This window comes from Paludibaculum fermentans (genome assembly GCF_051172195.1).
Taxonomy (GTDB): domain Bacteria; phylum Acidobacteriota; class Terriglobia; order Bryobacterales; family Bryobacteraceae; genus Paludibaculum; species Paludibaculum fermentans_A.
On the sequence record NZ_JBPJAQ010000003.1, the window covers coordinates 98603 to 117804 of the forward strand.

13 protein-coding genes are annotated in these 19202 nt (G+C 64.1%); 7 read left to right on the forward strand and 6 right to left on the reverse strand.

Annotation, left to right across the window (positions count from 1 at the left end; genetic code table 11):
- The first annotated feature begins 66 nt into the window (after positions 1-66).
- Genes ACR9Y2_RS34405 through ACR9Y2_RS34420 form a run of 4 tightly spaced genes read left to right on the forward strand, consistent with a single transcriptional unit; the run spans position 67 to position 6128 of the window.
- Positions 67-894 (forward strand): ankyrin repeat domain-containing protein, encoded by an 828-nt coding sequence (locus ACR9Y2_RS34405; protein WP_435046437.1) that lies wholly within the window; start codon positions 67-69, stop codon positions 892-894.
- On the forward strand, positions 891-2156 hold the full coding sequence (locus ACR9Y2_RS34410; RefSeq protein ID WP_435046438.1) for an alpha/beta hydrolase: 1266 nt from the start codon (positions 891-893) through the stop codon (positions 2154-2156). The genes ACR9Y2_RS34405 and ACR9Y2_RS34410 overlap by 4 nt, the downstream gene beginning before the upstream one ends.
- 43 nt (positions 2157-2199) lie before the next feature.
- A complete protein-coding gene (locus ACR9Y2_RS34415) occupies positions 2200-4767 on the forward strand; it encodes a PSD1 and planctomycete cytochrome C domain-containing protein (protein WP_435046439.1) in 2568 nt (855 codons plus the stop codon).
- Between the two features lie 2 nt (positions 4768-4769).
- Positions 4770-6128, forward strand: coding sequence for a DUF1501 domain-containing protein (locus tag ACR9Y2_RS34420; protein ID WP_435046440.1), 1359 nt, complete (start codon positions 4770-4772; stop codon positions 6126-6128).
- Positions 6129-6134: 6 nt separating this feature from the next.
- On the opposite strand, the gene ACR9Y2_RS34425 is transcribed toward ACR9Y2_RS34420, so the two are convergent.
- From ACR9Y2_RS34425 to ACR9Y2_RS34440, 4 genes are all read right to left on the reverse strand, one after another.
- Positions 6135-6605 carry a DinB family protein gene (locus ACR9Y2_RS34425; RefSeq protein ID WP_435046441.1) on the reverse strand — a complete coding sequence of 157 codons (471 nt, stop codon included), beginning with the start codon at positions 6603-6605 and terminating at the stop codon, positions 6135-6137.
- Between the two features lie 44 nt (positions 6606-6649).
- A complete protein-coding gene (locus ACR9Y2_RS34430) occupies positions 6650-9313 on the reverse strand; it encodes an ADOP family duplicated permease (protein ID WP_435046442.1) in 2664 nt (887 codons plus the stop codon).
- 2 nt (positions 9314-9315) lie between these two features.
- Positions 9316-9645 carry a PadR family transcriptional regulator gene (locus ACR9Y2_RS34435; protein ID WP_435046443.1) on the reverse strand — a complete coding sequence of 110 codons (330 nt, stop codon included), beginning with the start codon at positions 9643-9645 and terminating at the stop codon, positions 9316-9318.
- A 105-nt stretch (positions 9646-9750) separates the two neighbouring features.
- A complete protein-coding gene (locus ACR9Y2_RS34440) occupies positions 9751-12993 on the reverse strand; it encodes a hypothetical protein (RefSeq protein ID WP_435046444.1) in 3243 nt (1080 codons plus the stop codon).
- Between ACR9Y2_RS34440 and ACR9Y2_RS34445 the strand changes: the two genes are divergently transcribed.
- The 3 genes from ACR9Y2_RS34445 (at position 12985) to ACR9Y2_RS34455 (ending at position 16237) form a co-directional block, all read left to right on the forward strand.
- Positions 12985-14166, forward strand: coding sequence for a peptidylprolyl isomerase (locus tag ACR9Y2_RS34445; protein ID WP_435046445.1), 1182 nt, complete (start codon positions 12985-12987; stop codon positions 14164-14166). The genes ACR9Y2_RS34440 and ACR9Y2_RS34445 overlap by 9 nt on opposite strands.
- 62 nt (positions 14167-14228) lie before the next feature.
- Positions 14229-14831, forward strand: coding sequence for a TetR/AcrR family transcriptional regulator (locus ACR9Y2_RS34450; RefSeq protein WP_435046446.1), 603 nt, complete (start codon positions 14229-14231; stop codon positions 14829-14831).
- Positions 14828-16237, forward strand: coding sequence for a nitrilase-related carbon-nitrogen hydrolase (locus tag ACR9Y2_RS34455; protein ID WP_435046447.1), 1410 nt, complete (start codon positions 14828-14830; stop codon positions 16235-16237). Before ACR9Y2_RS34450 ends, ACR9Y2_RS34455 begins: the two co-directional genes overlap by 4 nt.
- A 12-nt stretch (positions 16238-16249) precedes the next feature.
- Here the strand turns inward: ACR9Y2_RS34455 and ACR9Y2_RS34460 are convergent, their stop codons facing one another.
- Both ACR9Y2_RS34460 and ACR9Y2_RS34465 read right to left on the reverse strand, forming a co-directional pair.
- Positions 16250-18838: an ABC transporter permease gene (locus tag ACR9Y2_RS34460; protein WP_435046448.1), complete on the reverse strand. Its 2589-nt coding sequence runs from the start codon at positions 18836-18838 to the stop codon at positions 16250-16252.
- A complete protein-coding gene (locus ACR9Y2_RS34465; protein ID WP_435046449.1) occupies positions 18838-19179 on the reverse strand; it encodes a PadR family transcriptional regulator in 342 nt (113 codons plus the stop codon). Before ACR9Y2_RS34465 ends, ACR9Y2_RS34460 begins: the two co-directional genes overlap by 1 nt.
- Positions 19180-19202 lie beyond the last annotated feature (23 nt).

A 19202-nucleotide genomic window follows, 5' to 3' on the forward strand; every position in this document is an offset into this window, starting at 1 on the left:
ATGGTATAAGATTGACCAGTCTTGGGAACCCACATTTGTGTAGTTTCTTTCGCCCTATTTGCAGGAATGCTGTGGGCGGCCGATCCGCCGCCTGGCTCTCTCATCAAGGCTTGCGCGGATGGTGACGTGAAGGCTGCCGCGGCCCTGGTGAAGGCGGGTGCGGACGTCAACCAGACCGGTGACGATGGCGAGACTCCGCTGCTGCTGGCCGCGCGCAAGGGCAGTGTCGCCTTGATGAAACTGCTGGTCGCTGCCGGAGCCAACAGCCAGGCGCGCCGCGGGAACGGGGAGACGCTGCTGCATGCGGCGGTCTCATCGGGCCGTTTGGACGCCGTGAAACTGGTGTTGGAGAAAGACGTGCCGGTGAACGAGCGAGAAAGCCGCCGCGGTCAGACAGCGCTGCACTATGCCGCCGGAGACGGCCGCGTGGAGATCGTCCGCCTGCTTCTAGAGCATCACGCAGAGCCGGATGCCAAGTCGAAGACGGGCATCACGCCGTTCTGGCTGGCGGTGCAGGGCGCGCACAAGGAGACGGCCGCGGTGCTACTGGCTGCCGGCGCGGATGCCGAACTGGCAGGCACCGCCGGAGCCCGGCCGATTCACCTGGCCGCCCGGTCGTGCCAGGCGCCCGTGCTTGAGTTGCTGCTCTCGGCGCATGTCGACTTGAATCCGAAGGGCCCGCAGGGCATGACTCCGTTGTTGGTGGCGGTGAGCCAGAACTGTGTGTCCGCCGTGAAGACGCTGGTGGCGGCTGGGGCGGATGTCACCGCAAAGGATGGCCGCGGCCAGACCGCTATCGACTACGCGCGCCGCCGCCGCGCCAAAGAGATCCTCGCTTACCTGGAAGAACGCAAGTCCTCAAATCCTCAACAGGAGTCCAAGTCAGAAAAATGATCCGCCCGAAACTGAACCGCCTCATGGTGGCCGGCCTGCTGGCCGTGTGCGCCACTGCGCAGCCGCATCCGCTGGATTCGCTCATCGAGGCCGCGCGCAAGGGTCCTGCCTCGCCAGGCCTGCAGGAATTAATCGCGAAGACCCTGACGGCCAAGGGGAGCACGGCCGTCTGGGGGCAGGATTTCCTGTTCGTGATGGCGTCCGACGACGCGGTGACGGTTTCAATCGACGGGCAGCCCGCGGTGGGCATGGCACGCATCGGCGGTTCGAACCTGTGGATGCGGCTGGAGAAGATGCGGACCGGCGTGACGCACTCGTATCAGTACTACGCGGCCGGCAAGGCGCTGGGCGCGCGGGCGGACCTCACAGGCTACAACCCGGACTCCTATCCCAAGGCCGGAGTGCCGCAGGGCAAGCTCAGTGAGAAGCACACGATTGTGAGCAGGCTCTACAACGGGATGAAGGCCGACTGGTGGGTGTATGCGGCTCCGGGTGTCGATGCGAACGTGCCGGCGCCGCTGATGGTGTGGCAGGACGGGCAGACGCTGATCGCCGGGGACCTCTCGCGCATGCGGCTGTTCACGGTGACGGAAAACCTGGTGGCGCAGAAGCTGATTCCGCCGATGGTGCACGTGATGATCTCGCCCGGTTTCACGGCCGCCGGCAAGGCGATGCGGTCGATTGAATACGACACAGTGACAGATCTGTATGCGCGTTTTCTGATGGAGGAGTTGCTGCCCGAGGTGGAGAAGATCTACAAGCTGCGTCAGGACGGTTACAGTCGCGGGATCGGTGGAGAATCATCGGGCGGCATCTGCTCGTTCAATGTGGCATGGTTCATGCCGGAGAAATTCGCGCGCGTGCACTCCACAATCGGCAGCTACACGTCGATCCAGTGGCGGCCGCAGGAAAAGCTGGAAGGCGGCAACGTCTATCCCTTCAAGGTGCGGAAAGAGGACAAGCGAAACATCCGGGTGTGGATGAGCGATGGCGCTGATGACCTGGAGAACAATCACGGGTCGTGGCCGCTGCAGAATATTGAGCTTGCGAATTCGCTGAAGATGCGGGAGTACGACTACCACTTCCGTTTCGGCCATGCGGCGCACAACTCGTCGCAGTCGTCGCTGGATTTGCCGGAGTCATTGACGTGGTTGTGGCGTGGGTATGACGCCTCGAAATCCACTGAGAATTTCACAATGGATGCGGCGGAGAAAGACAAGCCCTACTACCGCGTGACGATCTCGAATCGCGACTCCTGGTAGCCGGGGTTCAGTTAGCGGTAGAGCTCTGGTACAATCCCGTCAAATGTCCTCCTGGGCGATCCCTGCCGGATTACTGCTTGCCATGTGTGTCCCCGCGTTGGCGGATACGCCGGAAGAGCGCTTTGAAATGAAGGTGCGGCCGATTCTGGCGCGCAATTGTTTCGCCTGCCATACGGCGTCGAAGATGGGCGGACTGGCGATGACTTCACGGGAAGCCCTGCTGACGGGCGGCAAGGGTGGGCCCGCCATCGTGGAAGGAAAGCCCGACCAGAGTCGGCTGATCCAGGCAGTGCGCCAGACGGACGAATCCATCAAGGCCATGCCGCCGATGGGCAAGCTGAAGCCGGAAGAGATTGAGGTGCTGGCGGAGTGGGTCCGCGACGGCGCGGTATGGCCGGAACGGGCGAAAGCGCAGGCGCCCGCCACGGCGATCAGCCCGGAGCAGCGTGCCTTCTGGAGTTTTCAACCGGTACGCAAGGTGGCCCCGCCGGCCGCGCAGAGCGCCGAATGGTCGCGTTCGCCGGTGGACCAGTTCATTTACGCCAAGCTGCGTGAGAAGGGCCTGACGCCCGCGCCGCGCGCCGACAGACGCGTGTGGCTGCGCCGCGTCACGTTTGATCTCACCGGCCTGCCGCCGACGCCGGAGGAGATCCACCAATTCCTGGACGACCGTTCGCCGAAGGCCGAGGCCAAAGTGGTCGACCGCCTGCTGGCTTCTCCGCGATACGGCGAGCGCTGGGCGCGCCACTGGCTGGATGTTGCGCGCTATTCCGACGACCGGTTGGAGTCCCAGAAGGAACTGGTTCATCCGAATGCATTCCGCTATCGCGATTGGGTGATCCAGGCCTTCAACGACGACATGCCGTTCGACCGGTTTGTGATGGCGCAGATCGCAGCTGACCAGATGCCGGAAGCGGAGCGCGCGAAACTGCTGCCTGGGTTGACGTTCTACGGGTTGAGTCCGGAGCAGCAGGACGAGCGGGTGGATGCGACCACGCGCGGCTTCCTGGGGCTGACTGTGGCTTGCGCGCAATGCCACGACCACAAGTTCGATCCCATTCCGCAAGCCGACTTCTACTCGCTGCAGGGTGTCTTCAACAATACGGTCGTCGAAGAGGTGCCGCTGGCATCCGCCGAGGTGGTGGAGCGCTGGAAGGCGCACAAGAAGCGTCTGGACGACAAAGAGGCGGAGTTGAAGGCGTTCCAGGAGGAGCAGGCGATCTCAGTGGCGGCCATGCTGGCGACGCGCACGGCCGACTATGTCAGGGCGGTGCAGGGCGAGCGGGATGCCAAGGATCTCGATCCGGAAACACTGGAGCACTGGCGGGCCTACCTGAAGCCCGGCATGCACGAGCATCCCTTCCTCGACAACTGGAAAGAGGCCGACAAATTCCAGCAGCTGGTTCTGGGCGTGTTGGCGGAGAAGAAGGAGACTGACCAGAAGAACCTGATTCGCCTGGGCGGGTCGTCGCAGAGAAACGATCTGAGTGAGACGGAATTGCTGTCGCTCGACCGGCCGAAATTCCGGTTCTATAACGAGCTGTTCGGGACGCGCAAGAGTGTGTTGTATTACAGCGGCGACAAACTCGACCGCTGGCTGGGCGAGTTACACCGAACGCACCTGGCGAAGCTGCGCTCCGACGTGGCGGAGATCAAGAAGTCGCTGCCGGATCAGTATCCTTTCCTACATGCCGTGAAGGATGTCGAGAAGCCGAAGAACGGGCATATCCTGATTCGCGGCAGCCGCGACAATCCGGGCGCTGAGGTGCCGCGTCATTTCGTTTCGATTCTCAGTGCCGGTGAACCCAAGCCCTATTCGCAGGGCAGCGGGCGCCTGGAGCTTGCGCGGGACATCGCCAGCCCCGGCAATCCGCTGACGCCGCGCGTGATGGTGAATCGCATCTGGCAGCACCATTTCGGTGTCGGCATCGTGGGTACGCCCAGCAACTTCGGGCAACTGGGCGAACGGCCCACGCATCCGGAACTGTTGGATTATCTGGCGGCGCGCTTTGTGGAGAGCGGCTGGAGCATCAAGGCGATTCACCGGGAGATCGTGCTGTCACGCACTTACGCCGGCGCGTGGCAGCGCTCGGCTCCAAACGAAGAGAAGGATCCGGGCAACCGCTATTTGTGGCGTGCCAACCGCCAGCGGCTGGATGTGGAGTCGATGCGCGACACCCTGCTGGCCGTGGCCGGGAATCTGGATACGTCGACACTGGGCGGTCCGGCGCTGCGGCTGACGGATGAGAAGAACCTGCGGCGCACCGTGTATGGCTTCCGCAGCCGGCGCAAGCTGGATCAACTGCTGGCGATGTTCGATCACCCCAATCCCAATACGACGAACGAACAGAGGAACGTGACCAGCGTGCCGCTGCAGCGCCTGTTCTTCCTGAACAATCCGCTGGTGCTGCGCGAGTCCGACGCACTGGCTGCCCGCCTGAAGGGCACCGATGAGGAGAAGATCCGCTCGGCCTATGAACTGATGTACTCGCGGCCGCCGAATGCTGAAGAGTTGAAGCTGGGGCTGGAGTTCCTGCAGCAAGGCCCGGACGCATGGCCCCGCTATGCGCAGGTCCTGCTGGCTGCGAACGAGTTCCTGTACGTGGAGTGACAATGACACGACGTGACCTGCTCAAGACGATGGGCGCCGGCTTCCCCATGGCCGCCTTTGCCCAGGTGGCAAACGACCCCATGGCTCCGAAGTCGACCCACTTCCCGGCCAAGGCGAAGCATGTCATTTTCCTGTTCCTGAACGGCGGGCCGTCGCAGGTGGATACGTTCGACCCCAAGCCCGCGCTGCAGCGAATGCACGGCAAGCCCATGCCGACGCCGAATCTCAAGAGTGAGCGGAAGACCGGCAACCTGCTGGGCTCGCCGTTCACATTCAAGAAGTACGGCCAGAGCGGGATTGAGGTGAGCGAGATCTTCTCCGAAGTCGGGTCGGTGATCGACGACTTCTGCGTCATCCGCTCGATGCACACGGAGCGGCCGAATCACGAGCCGTCGCTGCTGCTGACGAACTGCGGGCAGCGGCTGCCGGGCCATCCCTCCATGGGCTCTTGGGTGACTTACGGCCTGGGCACCGAGAACAAAAATCTGCCGGGCTTTGTCGTATTGTGTCCCGGGTTGCCGGTGCTGGGCCCCATTCTGTGGACATCGTCTTACCTGCCGGGCGTGTATCAGGGCGCTTACATTCCGAATAACGAGAAGGAAGTCGACAAGCTCGTCCCCAATCTGCACAACACGCGTTGGAAGCCGGAAGACCAGAAGCGGCAACTGGACCTGTTGGGACAACTGAACCGCCTGCAGACGAAGCGTGAGGGCGATGATCCTCAATTGGAGGCGGGCATTCAGTCGATGGAGATTGCTTACCGCATGCAGACCGAAGCGGCGGAAGCGTTCGATATCTCCAAGGAGCCTGAGAAGGTGCGTGAGTCGTATGGCGACGGCGACTTCGCCCGCGGTTGCCTGATGGCGGCGCGCCTGGTGGAGCGCGGCGTACGCATGGTGCAGGTCTACTTCGGCGATGACCAGCCGTGGGACAGCCACGAAGATATTCTCGACCACCGCCGCCTGGCGCGCCTGGCCGACAAGCCCATCGCCGCGCTGATCCGCGACCTCAAGCAGCGCGGGCTTCTGAACGAGACCGTTGTCGTGGTGACCGGCGAATTCGGCCGCACCCCCGCCACGGAAGTAAGCGGCCTAGTGAAGGTACAGAACGGCCGCGACCACAACAACCACGGCTATAGTTCATTGGTGGCCGGCGGCGGCTTCCGTGGCGGAATGGTGTATGGCGCCACGGATGAGTTCGGCTTCAAGGCGGTGGAGAATCCGGTGGACGTGCACGACCTGCATGCGACCATCCTGCATCAGTTGGGGCTCGACCACACGCGCCTGACCTATCGCTACAGCGGCCGGGATTTCCGACTGACCGATGTCCACGGAAATCTGATCCAGGCGATCATCTCGTAGCCGGCGTCAGCGGACGCCCCACTCCCACAGGCCGAAGAGCACCTTCTTGGACGGCAGCTTACCGTTCTGCTTGAGCGTTTGCAGGATCTGTCCGCGGTGGTGGCTCTCGTGCGAGATGAGGTAGCCGAGGAAGGCCGCCGGGTGCGGCTTGAAGCCCTTCACTTTGCCCTGCTCAATGGCGCGCTCCAGCAATGCCGCGATCGCTGCTCCGGAGGCGGCGAGGTGCGTCTTGAGATCCTCGGCGGTCCAGTCCGGGCCTTCCAGTTTCAGCAGCGGTGCATCCAGATCCGGCGCGGCCTGCGCCAGCCACATCTTCCGTACATTGTGGACGTGCGAGAACTGCGCCGCCACGCTGCGCCCTTTCGGTTGCGGGATGGCGGCCAGTGATTCGGGATCCAGGGCGTCCAACAGGAACGCGTGGATCCGGTTGTGGATGTTCCAGGTCTCCACCTGTTGAGAGGACTCTTGCGCGGGCATCCCTAGAGGATAGGGAGGCCCGCCACGGTTCGTCAATCGGCGGTTTACTCGGACCGCAGCATCGATGAGGGATCGATGTGTACCGCGCGGAATACCGGCGGTAGAGCGGCCAATACCGACGCCCCGAGAATCGTCACTGTCGGCCACAGCAGCACCGAGAACTGCAGCGCCTTCACCTCGAAGAGCAGCGTCTCGACGTAGCGTTCCGAGGCGATGCCCAACGCCAGCCCGATAAAGGCCCCGAAGATCAGCATGGAGAAAACCTCCGTGGTGACGCGGCGCATGATGTCATTGGACCGCGCTCCGAGGGCGAGCCGGATCCCGATCTCGCGTTGCCTTTGGATGACCGAGTAGTCCAGGACGCCATACAGTCCGACGGAAGCCAGCAGCAGCGCGACGGCGGCGAAGAACATCGAGAGGGTGGAGAGCATGCGTTCTCGCAAGGTCTTGGAGCGGATCAGCGCTGCCTGCGTGGATACATCGCTGACACGCAGTTCAGGCCCGCCGTTGGCGACCTCCCGGCGCAATACGGTGGCTAGATCCAGCGGATCTTTCGTGGCGGTGCGGACGATGAAGGCCCCCCAGTCGCTGCCCTTCGGGGCGCCGTTTTCGTCCTTCGAGGCGAAGGGGATATAGACCGTGGGGCGGATGGCCTCGCGCAGTTCGCCATAGCGCGCGTCCCGCACCAGTCCGACAATCTGCGCGGTGAAGTGCTTGCCCTTGGCGTCGGATGTTTCCAGCGTCCGGCCGACGGGGTCCTGACCGTTGAAGTAGCGGCGCGCGAACGCTTCATTGACGATGGCGAAATCCGGGTTCGATTCGTTGCGGCGGAACTCGCGGCCGTTCAGCAGTGGAATCTTCATCGTCGCCAGCCAGCCCGGCGAGACACCCAGGAAATAAACAGGCTGTTCCCGGTCGGGGGTGTGGCCGTTCGCCCACACGCCCGAGGTGTAGAAATTGCCGCTCATCAGCGGCCAACTGGCCAGGGCGGCGGACTCCACGCCTGCCACCGCGCGCAGCCTCTCCAGCGCCTGATCCCAGGTAACTTGCGGTAGTTCTTTCTTCGCCACGGTGTCCAGCAGGACGATGCGCTCCGTTGAGAACCCGACAGGTTGGTTGGCCAGCCTGTCAAAGGACGATACAAACATGCCGGCCACAAAATGGACCAGGAAGCAGAAGGCCACCTGGGCCGCAACCAGTGCGTGCATCAGCCGGCGCTTGGAATGCGGATCCTCGCCGCCCTTTAAGGCGCTGGCCGGTTTGACGGAGGAGGCTCGCAGTGCCGGCGCCAGGCCGAAGAGAACGGTCACCGCTAGGGTGAGAACCACCGCGAATCCGAGCACCCGCCAGTCCGCCGGCAACACGAGGCGCGCCGGGTTGTCCGGCGGATTGATCATGCTCACGACAAAAGGCGCCGACCATGCCGCAAAGAGCCCGCCCAGTACTGATGCGATGATCGCCAGCAGCGCGCTTTCCATCAGCACCAGTTGCAGTAGGCGTGCGCGCCCTGCGCCGATGGATACACGCAGCGCCATCTCTCGCGCCCGGGCCGTGGCTTGGGCAGTGAGAAGATTCGCCACATTCGCGCAGGCGATGAGCAGCACGAGTGCAACCAGCACGCCCAGGATGATCATCGACCGCCGGTAGGCCCGCTGCATGCCCGACACGCCGGCTGCGGCCGACTCCAGGGTGACCGCCGCATTCAGGTACTGCTCCGTGCGGTGCTTTGCGCCTGGCGACTTCCACTCCTTTGCCTTCTCCTGGCGTGCTGCCAGCATCGCTGCCCGCAGCTTCTGCCTAACCTGCTCGCCCTCGACGCCCGGTTGCAACCGCACCCACGTCCGGAACCAACTCCAATTGGGGTTGTCGATGGCCTTGGCATTCATCATCGTGGGGACGAACACATCCGTCATTGTTCCGGTTTCCGTACCCGTGAAGCCTGCCGCCAGTACACCTACGACCTCGTACGCGGTGGTGCCTTGGCGGAAGGTACGCCCGATGACATTGCGGTCCCCGCCGAAGCGCCGCTTCCAGAAGTCGTGCGAGAGCACCGCGTAAGGATGTCCCCCCGGCTTCACGTCATCGTTGGCCGTCAGCAGCCGTCCCAACTCGGGCCGAAGGCCGAGCGTCTCGAAGGTCCAGCCGGAGACGTACTGACGATACGCCTTCTCCATCTCCTGATCGGTGCCGAAGGTTAGGTCCACCTGCCCCGCATACGAGATGGCCATCAATTCAGCCTGCCCCTGCGCGGCGGCGCGCAACTGGCGGAACAACGGATATTCGAAGGAGTCGGCCGTATCCTTCTTGTCGTCGTTGTCCAACACTTCGTAGTTGAGGACAAACAGGCTACCTGGATCGGACACCGGCAATGGCCGCAACAGCATGGCATCCACCAGCCGGAAGGCCGAGGTGCACGCGCCAATCGCCAGCGCCAGCGACACGATGGCCGCCCCCGACGTGACTTTGCGCTTCACAATCTGACGCCAGCCAAAGACCGCGTCCGCCCGCAGCGAATCCAGCCAGGTGGCGATGCGGATGTCGCGGCTCTGCTCCCGGGTCTGCAGCATACGCCCAAAGGCTCGCCGCGCCTCTTCCGGATCGCGGCCGTTCTCCACCGCCTCGTCGATGTGCGACTGCAGCTCTTCCTCAAGTTCCCGGTCCAGTGAACCAGGGCGAAAAACGTGCGCGATGCGCGACCAGATGGACATAGTCAGGCCATCCTTAAGACTTGATTTACAGCCGCGGTCACGGCCTGCCAGCGGGCCTCTTCCGACATCAACTGGTGCTTCCCGGCCGTCGTCAACTCATAGATACGGGCGCGCCGGCCTGTGTCCTTGGTGATCCACGCAGCCTTGATCCAGCCGGCCTCCTCCATGCGGTGCAAGGCCGGGTAAAGCGACCCCTCTTCCACACGCAGCACCTCGTCCGACATCTCCTTGATCGCAGTCATGATCGCGTAGCCGTGCTGGTGCGGCCGGCGGGAGAGGATCTTCAGAACCATGAGGTCCAGGGAACCCTGGAGGGAATCAGTCTTTGCCATACTCAGTAAGCTAAGTATATAGCTGTCTGAGTAAAATGCAAGCGGCCAAACGCGGGTCGCCTGTAAACTCACATGCTTGGTTGTGCGTCGGACGAACCGGCACGCCTACTCCTTGGCACCCTTGATCCACTCCAGGATCGTGACGTACTCCGGCGAGTCCTTCGCCCACCGGATGCCGCCGCCGTGCGCCACTGTGTTGCCACCGGCCACACCTTCTGACTCCGATGTCGACGTCGGCTTCATCAGGATCAGGCTGCTCTCCGGCTGGCCTGGATCCACCACCTTCATCGCCGTTCCATAGGTCCCATCGAAGATGGCGTGCGATGCGTGGCAGTGCACACAGGCGTACCCGTCCTTACCGCGCTTCTCCAGGATCGGCTGCACATAGCCCCGGAAATACGCTTCATCCAGCTTGACCTTCATCGCAGGTCTCGGCCCCGTACTCTTGGCGGCCACCGTGACTGGTGGGGGCTTCAACGCCCGCGCCACCTCTGCCCCTTCCGGCATCTGCTCCACTTTCGCCGTCACAAATTTCACCTGCTCGCCGGTCTCGCCGGCCAGCCGGTTCACATCGCCAAACCGGGTAGACCGGACCAGGTACACCGCTCGCGAAGCCAGCGCCCGCATCTCGCCGTCCTGCGAAGCCAGCAGCGGTTTCAATGCGCCCGCGAACCGCTCCGCGCTTTCGCCGAAGAACGTGATCTGCTCGATGTCGTTGCCGATTCGGTTGTAGACCAGCGGAGCCTGCATGCCCAGGTCCGCCTTCAGGTCGTAAATGTCCGCGCGCCGCAGCGGCTGCTCCGTCAGCGCTCGCAGCAGTTCTTTCTTCGCCGCCTCGGAACCCTTCTCGAGAACCGAATCGAACTTTGCTGCGAGTTGGGACTCCACCGCCAGGCGTCCGCGAATTGCCTTGTCGCGATCCTCCGGCCGGCCCAGCAGCGGCACCCAGTTGTTGTACAGATAGCGGATATTCTCATCGGCCAGGTTGTAAACGGCATGCCGCAGATTCTGCGCGACCCAGGTGTGCTGTGGCTGTCCCAGGGCTTGCAAGGTGGCGTCTTCGATACCCGACCGCACCCCCGGATCCGCGTTCCAGAACCAGAACTGCCACAGCGCCTTCACCGCGTCCATGCGGATCAGCGGAGCCGGATCATTCAGCAGTTTTTCCAAAGCGGCCGCCAGCGGAGCCCGCGTCGCCAGCGTTGAGAAGTGGGCGGCGAAGATACGCACCCCGCCCCAGCGCATACGGTCGTCCCGGCTCGCCAATGCGGTCAGCACCGGAGCCACCGGAGCATCCACACGCGACCGGTACGACTGCCGGATCGCCCAGGCCGCGGTCCTCTGCACCATCTTGCTCGCATCGCCCAGCAAGGCCGGATCCACAGTCTGCCCCAAGCGCCCCAAGGCCTCCACCGCCGCCTGCCGGATCAATGCATCGTTCGATTTCGTGGCCGACTCTATGCCCGCCAACACGGCCGCCGAGGGTCTGTCCCACACCTCATCCAGCTGCGCCAGCAATTGCGCCGGATCGCTGGACAATGCTGTAATCACCGGCGAATTCCAGCCCTTGGGCCGGCCCGCCTGGGGGAAGTACGCGCTCAGGGCCAGGATCGCCATCTGCGATTCCCGAAACGGCGTGCGGAAGTTCTCATACGACTGCAATGGATCCAACCATCCGCCCCACGGCTGCTGCCGCCCCAGCAGGTATGCGATCGCCTTTGCCACCTGCGGATGGTCTGCGGGAATGCCTGCCGCGTGCAGCGCCCATAGTGCGTGCCCCGTCTGGAATTCCACCTCCGGCTGCCCGGCTGCGAAGTTCATCGCCCACTGCCCGTCCGGGCGTTGCAGCGAGAGGATGCGCTTGGCGTTGCGGGCGATCTGCTCCTCATACCGCACCTTGCCCATCTCGGCCAGCGCCAGTGTCTGGTAGCAGAGGTCCACCATGTTCTTGACCTCACCCCCCGCCACCATCTGCGGCAGCCGCGCGTCATGCGTTTCGGTCCACGCATACCAGGCCACTTCGTGCGCGCTCACCAGAGGCGTATTGCCATTGGTCTCGTCACCCGGCAGCTTGTCCCGCCCTGCATAGTAAAGGTTCAAATACTGCGCGATGCCCTGGTGGAACTTCTCGCGCCGTTCGCCGGTGACCTGATCCTCGAAGATGTCCATCAGGTGCGACATCCGCCCCAGCACATTCGCCGGAGCCGAGATCATGCGCGCCCACACCGCCCCCTCGTGCTCGAAACCATAGAACGGCCGCGGGTTGTTGTAAAACCGCTCCGACAGGAACTGCAGCTGCTGGCGCTGCACCACCGGGTAGCCGTTGCGCGTCGCATACAACTGCGCGCGCTGCGAGAAGTGCGTAGCGTGGCAGGCCACGCACAGCGATGTCTCCTGATGCACGGAACTCACGCGGTCCAGCGTCCCTCCGCGCCGTGGAGTGTTCGCATGCCACGAATCGCCAGCCGCCAGGATGTAGTCGATACCCGTCCGCACGGCCGTCCGCGGATCCTTGTAAGGCGCCGGATCATACAGCCGCGTGCGCAGCTTGTATTCCGGATGCGCGGCCCGCACCGCAATGTAGTAATCACCCGCCTCGCTCAGAATGCGCGGGATAAACTTGTTGCCCGGCAGCGCCTGCACCTCGTGCGGCAGCGAGACCGGATCCTCTCCCTGGAAGTGCTCCTCCAGTTGGCCGCCCGCCAGGCGGTAGACCGCCACGTTCGCCGGCACCTGGTCGCGCTCCATCAACTCAATCTGGAAGAACACCAGCTTCGGTGCGGAGCCCGCGAAGTGGAACTTGTACCAGTCCGTGCGAACCGGATCCTCGACTATGGCGGTGCGCGCGGTGCCCGGCAACGGGATGTACGGCGCGTCGTCACCCGAGGCGAACACGGTCTTGCCCAGCGTCATCTCCATGGCGTCCTGCCAGCGATGGCTGGGGCCGCGGCGTACAGCGTCGGTCAGCGGCCAGCGGTTGACAGTCAGATGGAACTGGCCCGCCGCGCCGGAATTCGCGATCCGCACTTCGGCCTTGCCCGGCTGCTGCACCCGGAACTGCGTATAGAAATCGGCGTCACCCATGTGCAGTGTTTTCTCGGCAAGTACGGCTTCGCCCTGCGCTACCTGGACCCTGATCCGCGCGTCCGGCCCCAAGCCGCTCAACGGCGCCGCCGAGTAAAGCAGGCTGTACTGGCTGCCCGGACTCAGCTCCGGCAACGCCACCGTCTCCGTCCGGATCGGCCCCGTGCGGCTCTGCACCACGGGCAGCGATGCAGGTTGTCCTTGCAGGCCCAGACCTGCGGCAAGGCAGGCGAATAGCAGGCGTTCCCAGAATTTGTGCGTCATCGGCTTCCCTCTACGATATTGCAGCGCGCGGCGCCCGTGGGGCACGCCCGGCTGACCGGACCCACTCTCTGGGGCTACGATGAACAGGAGATGTGTTCCAGCCGCCTTGCTCTTCTCCCCATCTTTGCCTTCCTCCCGCTGGTCGCCGCCGCCCAAACCAATGCGGCCGACCTGGAAGCGGTCATCACGACCAGCGCCGGGACCATTCGATTTGAATTCGCCCCCGACAAAGCGCCCAAGCATGTCGAGAACTTTCTCAAGTGGGCCCGCCAGGGCTACTACGACGGCGGAGCCTTCCACCGCACCATCTCCTACGGCATCATCCAGGGCGGCGATCCGTTGCTCAAGGACGCCAAGAGCGCTCGCACGCTGTGGGGCACCGGAGGCCTGAAACTGCAAGCCGACGAATTCAGCGACATGAAACACGAGCGCGGCACCGTCTCCACTGTCCGCATCCCGAATCAGAAGAACAGCGACGGCAGCCAGTTCTTCATCTGCGTCCAGCCTCAGCCTCCACTCGACGGGCAGTACTCCACATTCGGCCGCGTCACCGAGGGCATGGACGTGGTCGAGAAGATCTCACAGTCCAAAGTGGACGCCGCCGGTATCGCCACTGAGCCGGTCCGCATCCTCAAGGTCACCATCGAGAAGAAAAAGACTGAGCCGTTCCTGGACGCCACAGTCGAGCAACTGCGCCGCACCGTGACGATGAAAACCACCCTCGGCACGCTGAAGATCAAGCTGGAACCCGAGTGGGCGCCCAACCACGTGCGCAACTTCCTCAAGCTCGTCGACACCGGCTGGTACAACGGCACCGCCTTCCATCGCGTAATCAAAGGTTTCGTGGCCCAGGGCGGCATGGGCGACAAACGCGAGCCGAATCCCACCCATCCCGCCGACCGCTGGGTCCACCCGGTGAAGGGCGAATTCCGCCAGGATCTCAAGCACGAGCGCGGAATCCTCTCCATGGCCCGCAACGACGATCCCGACTCCGCCAGTACCTCGTTCTTCCTCATGCTCGCACCCGCACCCCACCTGGACGGCAAGTACACCATCTTCGGCCGCGTCGTCGAAGGGCTCGAAGTGCTCGACGCCTTCGAGAAGGAAGAACTCGACGGAGAAACCCCCAAACGCAACCTGCGCGTGATCGAGGCGGTCGTCGACCCGCTCTGATTCTTCACTCCGCGCTATAGAATTTACTATACAGCGTATAGGAATTGCTATACGCTGTATACGTGTCTGCTCCTTCTGACCTGAAGACGCGCATCTCCAGCGTGGCGCTCCATCTGCTGGAACACGACGGGCCCGACGCCGTCACCATGCGCAAAGTGGCCACCGCCGTCGGTATCACCCCCATGGCGATCTACCATCACTTCGACTCCCGCGAGACGCTGCTGCGCCAGGTCACCGACGCCGAGTTCGACAAACTGCTCGAGTTCATCCAGGCACGCCGGCATCGCGGCTCGCTGCGGACCCAGATCCTGCATTGTATGGATGGCTATCTCGACTATGCCTTCACCCGCGCTCGCGTCTTTGATCATGTCTTCTCCAAACCCCGCGTCGGCGCCCGCCGCTTCCCGGACGATTTTCGCGCCCGCCAGTCGCCGACCCTCACACCCATCGCCGACCTCGTCACCCGGGCCATGGCCGAGGGCCAGCTCGCCCAGGACGACCCCTGGGAGGTCGCTCTCCAACTGTGGTCCCTCGCCCACGGCTACATCACCCTTTACCGTGCAGGCCGCTTCCATTTGGACGAATCTCAGTTTCGCGAACTCGTGCATCGCGCCCTGAAAAGATTGCTGGACGGGCTTCGAGCCCAGGAAGGCGCATCATCTTGAAACCCGCCCTCGCCGCCCTCTCCGCCGTGGCCCTTTCGGCCGCCGCCCTCTTCTTCGCCGATTCCCTGCACCCCGTCTGGTGGCTGATGTGGCTTGCCCCCATCCCCGTGCTGCTGCTCGCCACACGCCTGAAGGCCCTGCCGCTCTTCGGCGCCGCGTTCCTGGCCTGGGCGGCCGGGCACCTGAACGTAGTGAGCTACTACCGCCTGGTGCAGATCCCGTATGCGCTCATCGCCGTCATCGTGATTGCACCCGCCATCCTGTTTGGACTCTCGGTCCTGCTCTACCGGCTGCTGTTGCTGCGCGGACACGCGCTGGCCGCTGCCGCTGCCTTCGCCAGTTTCTGGACCCTGTGCCAATCCCTGATCGAATACGTGGGTGGAAGTTACGGGGACCTGGCTTACACCCAGATGGACTGCCTGCCCCTGCTGCAACTGGCGGCCCTCACCGGCATGTCCGGCATCACCTTCGTCATCATGCTGCTGCCCGCGGCCGTGGCGGCAGCCTTATCCGTGCGATACAAGCGTACGGTCCTGGCCGTCACGGGCATGGTCCTTGTCGTCGTCCTGGGCTTCGGAATCTCGCGCCTGCGAAGCGATGGCGACGATGGCCCCACGGTGGTGGTCGGCATGGTCGTGTCGGATCTCAAGCCGAATCTCCTTCCCGAGAAGCCCGAGGATTCCAGCCGCCTGCTGAAGCAGTACGCCGAGGAGGCCGTAAAACTCGGCCGCCGCGGTGCGCGTATCATTATGCTGCCGGAGATGGTCGCAGTGGTGGAACCCGAGCACATCGCCGAGTTGGATCAGCTCTTTGGCCAGACGGCACGCGCCGCCAACGCCCGCATTCTCGTCCCCATCATTCATCCCACGCCCGAGGGGCGGCGCAATGAAGCTCGGCTCTATGATGCTTCCGGCCGCCTGGAAGCCACTTACTGGAAGCACCATCTCGTGCCTGTGCTGGAGGACCGCACTCGGCCCGGCACCGAACTCACCCTGCTGCGCGATCCGCGCTCCACAATCGGGATCGAGATCTGCCGCGACATGGACTTCACCCCCTTGGCCCGCCGTTACGGCCGCGAAGGCGCCGGCCTGCTGCTGGTGCCCGCCTGGGACTTCGTGGTCGACGATTGGCTCCACAGCCGCATGGCCTTCATGCGTGGAGTGGAGAACGGCTTCCACATCGCGCGCCTCGCGAAACAGGGCCGCATGACACTACTCGACACCCGCGGCCGTGTCCGGATGGAACACCGTAGCGACGCGGCGCCCTTCTCAACCCTGCTGGCGCCCGTGGGCCTGGGGGCGCAGCCCACACTCTACACACGTTGGGGCGACTGGTTCATCGCGGCCCTGGCGCTGATCCTCTGCGCCAGCCTTCTCGATGGCCTGCGCCGGCGAGGCTCCGTGTAGCGGCGGCCACGTCTATTCCGCCCGGATCGCGGTCGTCGGATCCACGCGGGCCGCGCGCCATGCCGGTATGGCGCCGGAGCCGATGGTCATCAGGGCCGACAGCCCCACCGCGGCCAACATCGTAGGACCATCCCCGGGCTCCACACCGGACAACAGCGACCGCAGCAGTACCCCGGCACCATAAGCCAGGGCCACGCCAACGACAATGCCAACAGCAGCCAGTCCGGCGCCCTGCCTCAGGATCATCCCGGCAATGTCCCCTGACTTCGCACCCAGCGCCATGCGCACGCCGATCTCCTGCAGCCTGCTGGAGACGTTGAAGGCGAGCAGTCCGTGAATGCCGATAGCCGCGAGCAGGAACGACACCAGCGCGAACGCCCCCAGCACTCGCAATTGCACCGCTCGCGACAAGGTCTGGGCCTCCACAACCTCCGTCAGTGTCTGCAGGTCCGAGACCGACTGCTCCGGATTCACCTGATGGATGATCCGGCGCAGCGTGTTCGCCAGGGTCTCCGTCGGCAGGGTCGAGCGCACCACCAGGTCCTTGGGCGCATACCAGGTGGACACCTGGTCATGCTGATAGTACGAGAGGTAGACTTGCGGCTCGCTCTCCTGCTCCAGCCCGCGCACCCGTACATCCCCCACCACGCCGACAATCGCCCGGTCGTGATTGCCGAACTCGAAGTGACGGCCGATCGGATTCTCATCCGGAAAATAGCGCCGCACGAACGAGGCGCTCACCACCGCGACAAAGGGCTTGTCGAAACGGTCCTGATCCGAAACATCCCGGCCCAGGCGCAGGGGAATCCGCATGGTGGCAAAGTAGCCCGGCGTGACAAACCGCAGGCTCGCGTTCAGGCGGTTGGCGCCGTCCTGCAGACGCCCGGCGATCTCCACGGGCCAAACCCCGCCACGCAGCACAATCGGCAGGAAGCTGGTATACGCCGCCCCGGCGACGCCTGGGATCTGCCGCACCTCACCCAGCACCCGCGTGTAGAACTCTTCCCGTGCAGCCCGGCTTCTGTACCTCGGCATCGGCAGCGCGCTGCGCAGGGTGAGCACGTTCTGCGCACGAAAGCCCGGATCCGTCGCCTGCACGCGCCACAGCGCCCTCATCAATAGGCCGGACGCAACCAGCAGCACAATGGACCCCGCCACCTCCACCACCACCAGGGTGGACCGCAGACGCTCCTTGCGGCCCCCTATGCCAGACCGGCTGCCCTCCCGCAAATCCTTCGAGTCTTCCTGCCGGCTTAGCCGCAGCGCCGGCAACAAGCCGAAGGCAAGGCCCGTGAACAGTGTTAGCAGGGCGGCAAAGCCCAGCACCCGCAGATCGACGCTCGGCACCTCCGCGATGGGCAGCGAATTGGGCACCAGCCGCGCCAGCAACGGTAGCGTCGTGGTGCCCATCAGGATCCCCAGGCCGCCGCCCGCCAGCGAAAGCAGCAGGCTTTCGGTCAGCATCTGTCGTACCAGCCGTTCCCGGCCGGCGCCCATAGCGGTCCGTACAGCCAGTTCCCTCCGGCGTCCCAGCGACCTCGCAATCAGCAGGTTGGCGAGATTCGTGCAAGCCACCAGCAGGACGCAGAATGCCGCGCCCAGCAGCGTCCTCAGCATCAGCACGGAACTATTGGAGACGTCGTCCCGCAGGGGGAGCACCTTCGCGCCGATGTGCGTCAACTCTTTCGGATATTCGCGTGCCAACTGTCCGCTGATGCCCGACAACTCCACCTGCGCCTGCCGCGCACTGACACCGGGCCTGAGCTTCGCCAGACCGTAGATATAGGTATTCTCCCGGTCTTCGAAATCCTCCGGCTCAAAGCGCATCGCGGTCCAGAACAGCGCCTCCCGGGATGGCACATAGAAGCCGCGCGGCATCACGCCGATCACGTTATAGGGCGCTCCGTCCAGCAGGACCTTTCGCCCCAGCACGCTCGCGTCACCGCCAAACTGGCCTTGCCACAGCGTATAGCTCAGCACCACCGCACCCGCCGCGCCCGTCGTGTCGTCGCTCTGCTGGAAGAACCGTCCCATCAGCGGCTGTACGCCGAGCAGGGGGAATACCTCCCACGTCACCGCTGCGCCTTCCAGCCGGACGGGATCGTCCCGGCCCACCAGATCCACCGCCTGCTGGCGGTAGGCGCCCATGCCCTCGTACGACTTGCTCTCTCTCTTCCAGTCGCGATAGTTGGCCGGGGCAATATCCCAGAAGTTGCCGTTGATGGTATGGTTCTCCCACAGCTTCACCAGCCGGTCCTGGTCAGGGAAGGGCAGCGGCCGCAGCAGCACATGATCCAGCAGGGTGAATGCCGCCGTCGTGGCGCCAATGCCGAGCGCGGAAACCAGCACCGCCGTCAGCGTGAAGCCCGGCGCCCGCCGCAGCGTCCGCGCCGCATAGCGCAGGTCCTGCCGCGCAATATCCCAATGCGCACCCGCCGCACTCTGCAAAACGTCCGGGATCGTTTCCAGCCACAGGCCCGCGATCCCCAACAGCGAGCCCGCGTCTCTCCGCCGCGCCGCAAATACGGCTCGCATCTCCGCCCCATACTCCAGCCGGAACGACTTCGGGTACAGCCGCAGCAACGCACTGTACAGCCGCATCACGCCCGCCCCGGAGCCAGTCCGCTCGCCTTCGCCAGCCGCACCAGGTTCGTCAGCCGCCGCGTCTCTGCCTTCGCCGTTTCCCGGCCAAACTCGGTAATCCTGTAGTAACGGCGGCGTTCGTCATCCTGGTCCGGAGCCGGCCGTTCCTTCGTCTCTTCCAGCAGCCCTTGTTCCAGCATTCGCTGGATCGACCGGTAAAGCGTCCCGGGGCTCAGCTTCAACGCCCCGTCCGTGCGGGCGGCCACGTCCTGGATAATCGCGTAACCGTGCCTGTCTTCCTCCGCCACCGCCATCAGGATGTGGAAGGTCGCTTCCGGTAAGGGGAGCAGGGAATTCATTTCGCTCTCTTGGCTGTGCCGCA

What these genes read in the sequence shown, in the direction of transcription:
- ACR9Y2_RS34405 (WP_435046437.1), top strand. Translation starts at nt 67, where the DNA reads ATGCTGTGGGCGGCCGATCCGCCGCCTGGCTCTCTCATCAAGGCTTGC.
- ACR9Y2_RS34410 (WP_435046438.1), top strand. Translation starts at nt 891, where the DNA reads ATGATCCGCCCGAAACTGAACCGCCTCATGGTGGCCGGCCTGCTGGCC.
- ACR9Y2_RS34415 (WP_435046439.1), top strand. Translation starts at nt 2,200, where the DNA reads ATGTCCTCCTGGGCGATCCCTGCCGGATTACTGCTTGCCATGTGTGTC.
- ACR9Y2_RS34420 (WP_435046440.1), top strand. Translation starts at nt 4,770, where the DNA reads ATGACACGACGTGACCTGCTCAAGACGATGGGCGCCGGCTTCCCCATG.
- ACR9Y2_RS34425 (WP_435046441.1), bottom strand. Translation starts at nt 6,605, where the DNA reads ATGCCCGCGCAAGAGTCCTCTCAACAGGTGGAGACCTGGAACATCCAC.
- ACR9Y2_RS34430 (WP_435046442.1), bottom strand. Translation starts at nt 9,313, where the DNA reads ATGTCCATCTGGTCGCGCATCGCGCACGTTTTTCGCCCTGGTTCACTG.
- ACR9Y2_RS34435 (WP_435046443.1), bottom strand. Translation starts at nt 9,645, where the DNA reads ATGGCAAAGACTGATTCCCTCCAGGGTTCCCTGGACCTCATGGTTCTG.
- ACR9Y2_RS34440 (WP_435046444.1), bottom strand. Translation starts at nt 12,993, where the DNA reads ATGACGCACAAATTCTGGGAACGCCTGCTATTCGCCTGCCTTGCCGCA.
- ACR9Y2_RS34460 (WP_435046448.1), bottom strand. Translation starts at nt 18,838, where the DNA reads ATGCGGCTGTACAGTGCGTTGCTGCGGCTGTACCCGAAGTCGTTCCGG.
- ACR9Y2_RS34465 (WP_435046449.1), bottom strand. Translation starts at nt 19,179, where the DNA reads ATGAATTCCCTGCTCCCCTTACCGGAAGCGACCTTCCACATCCTGATG.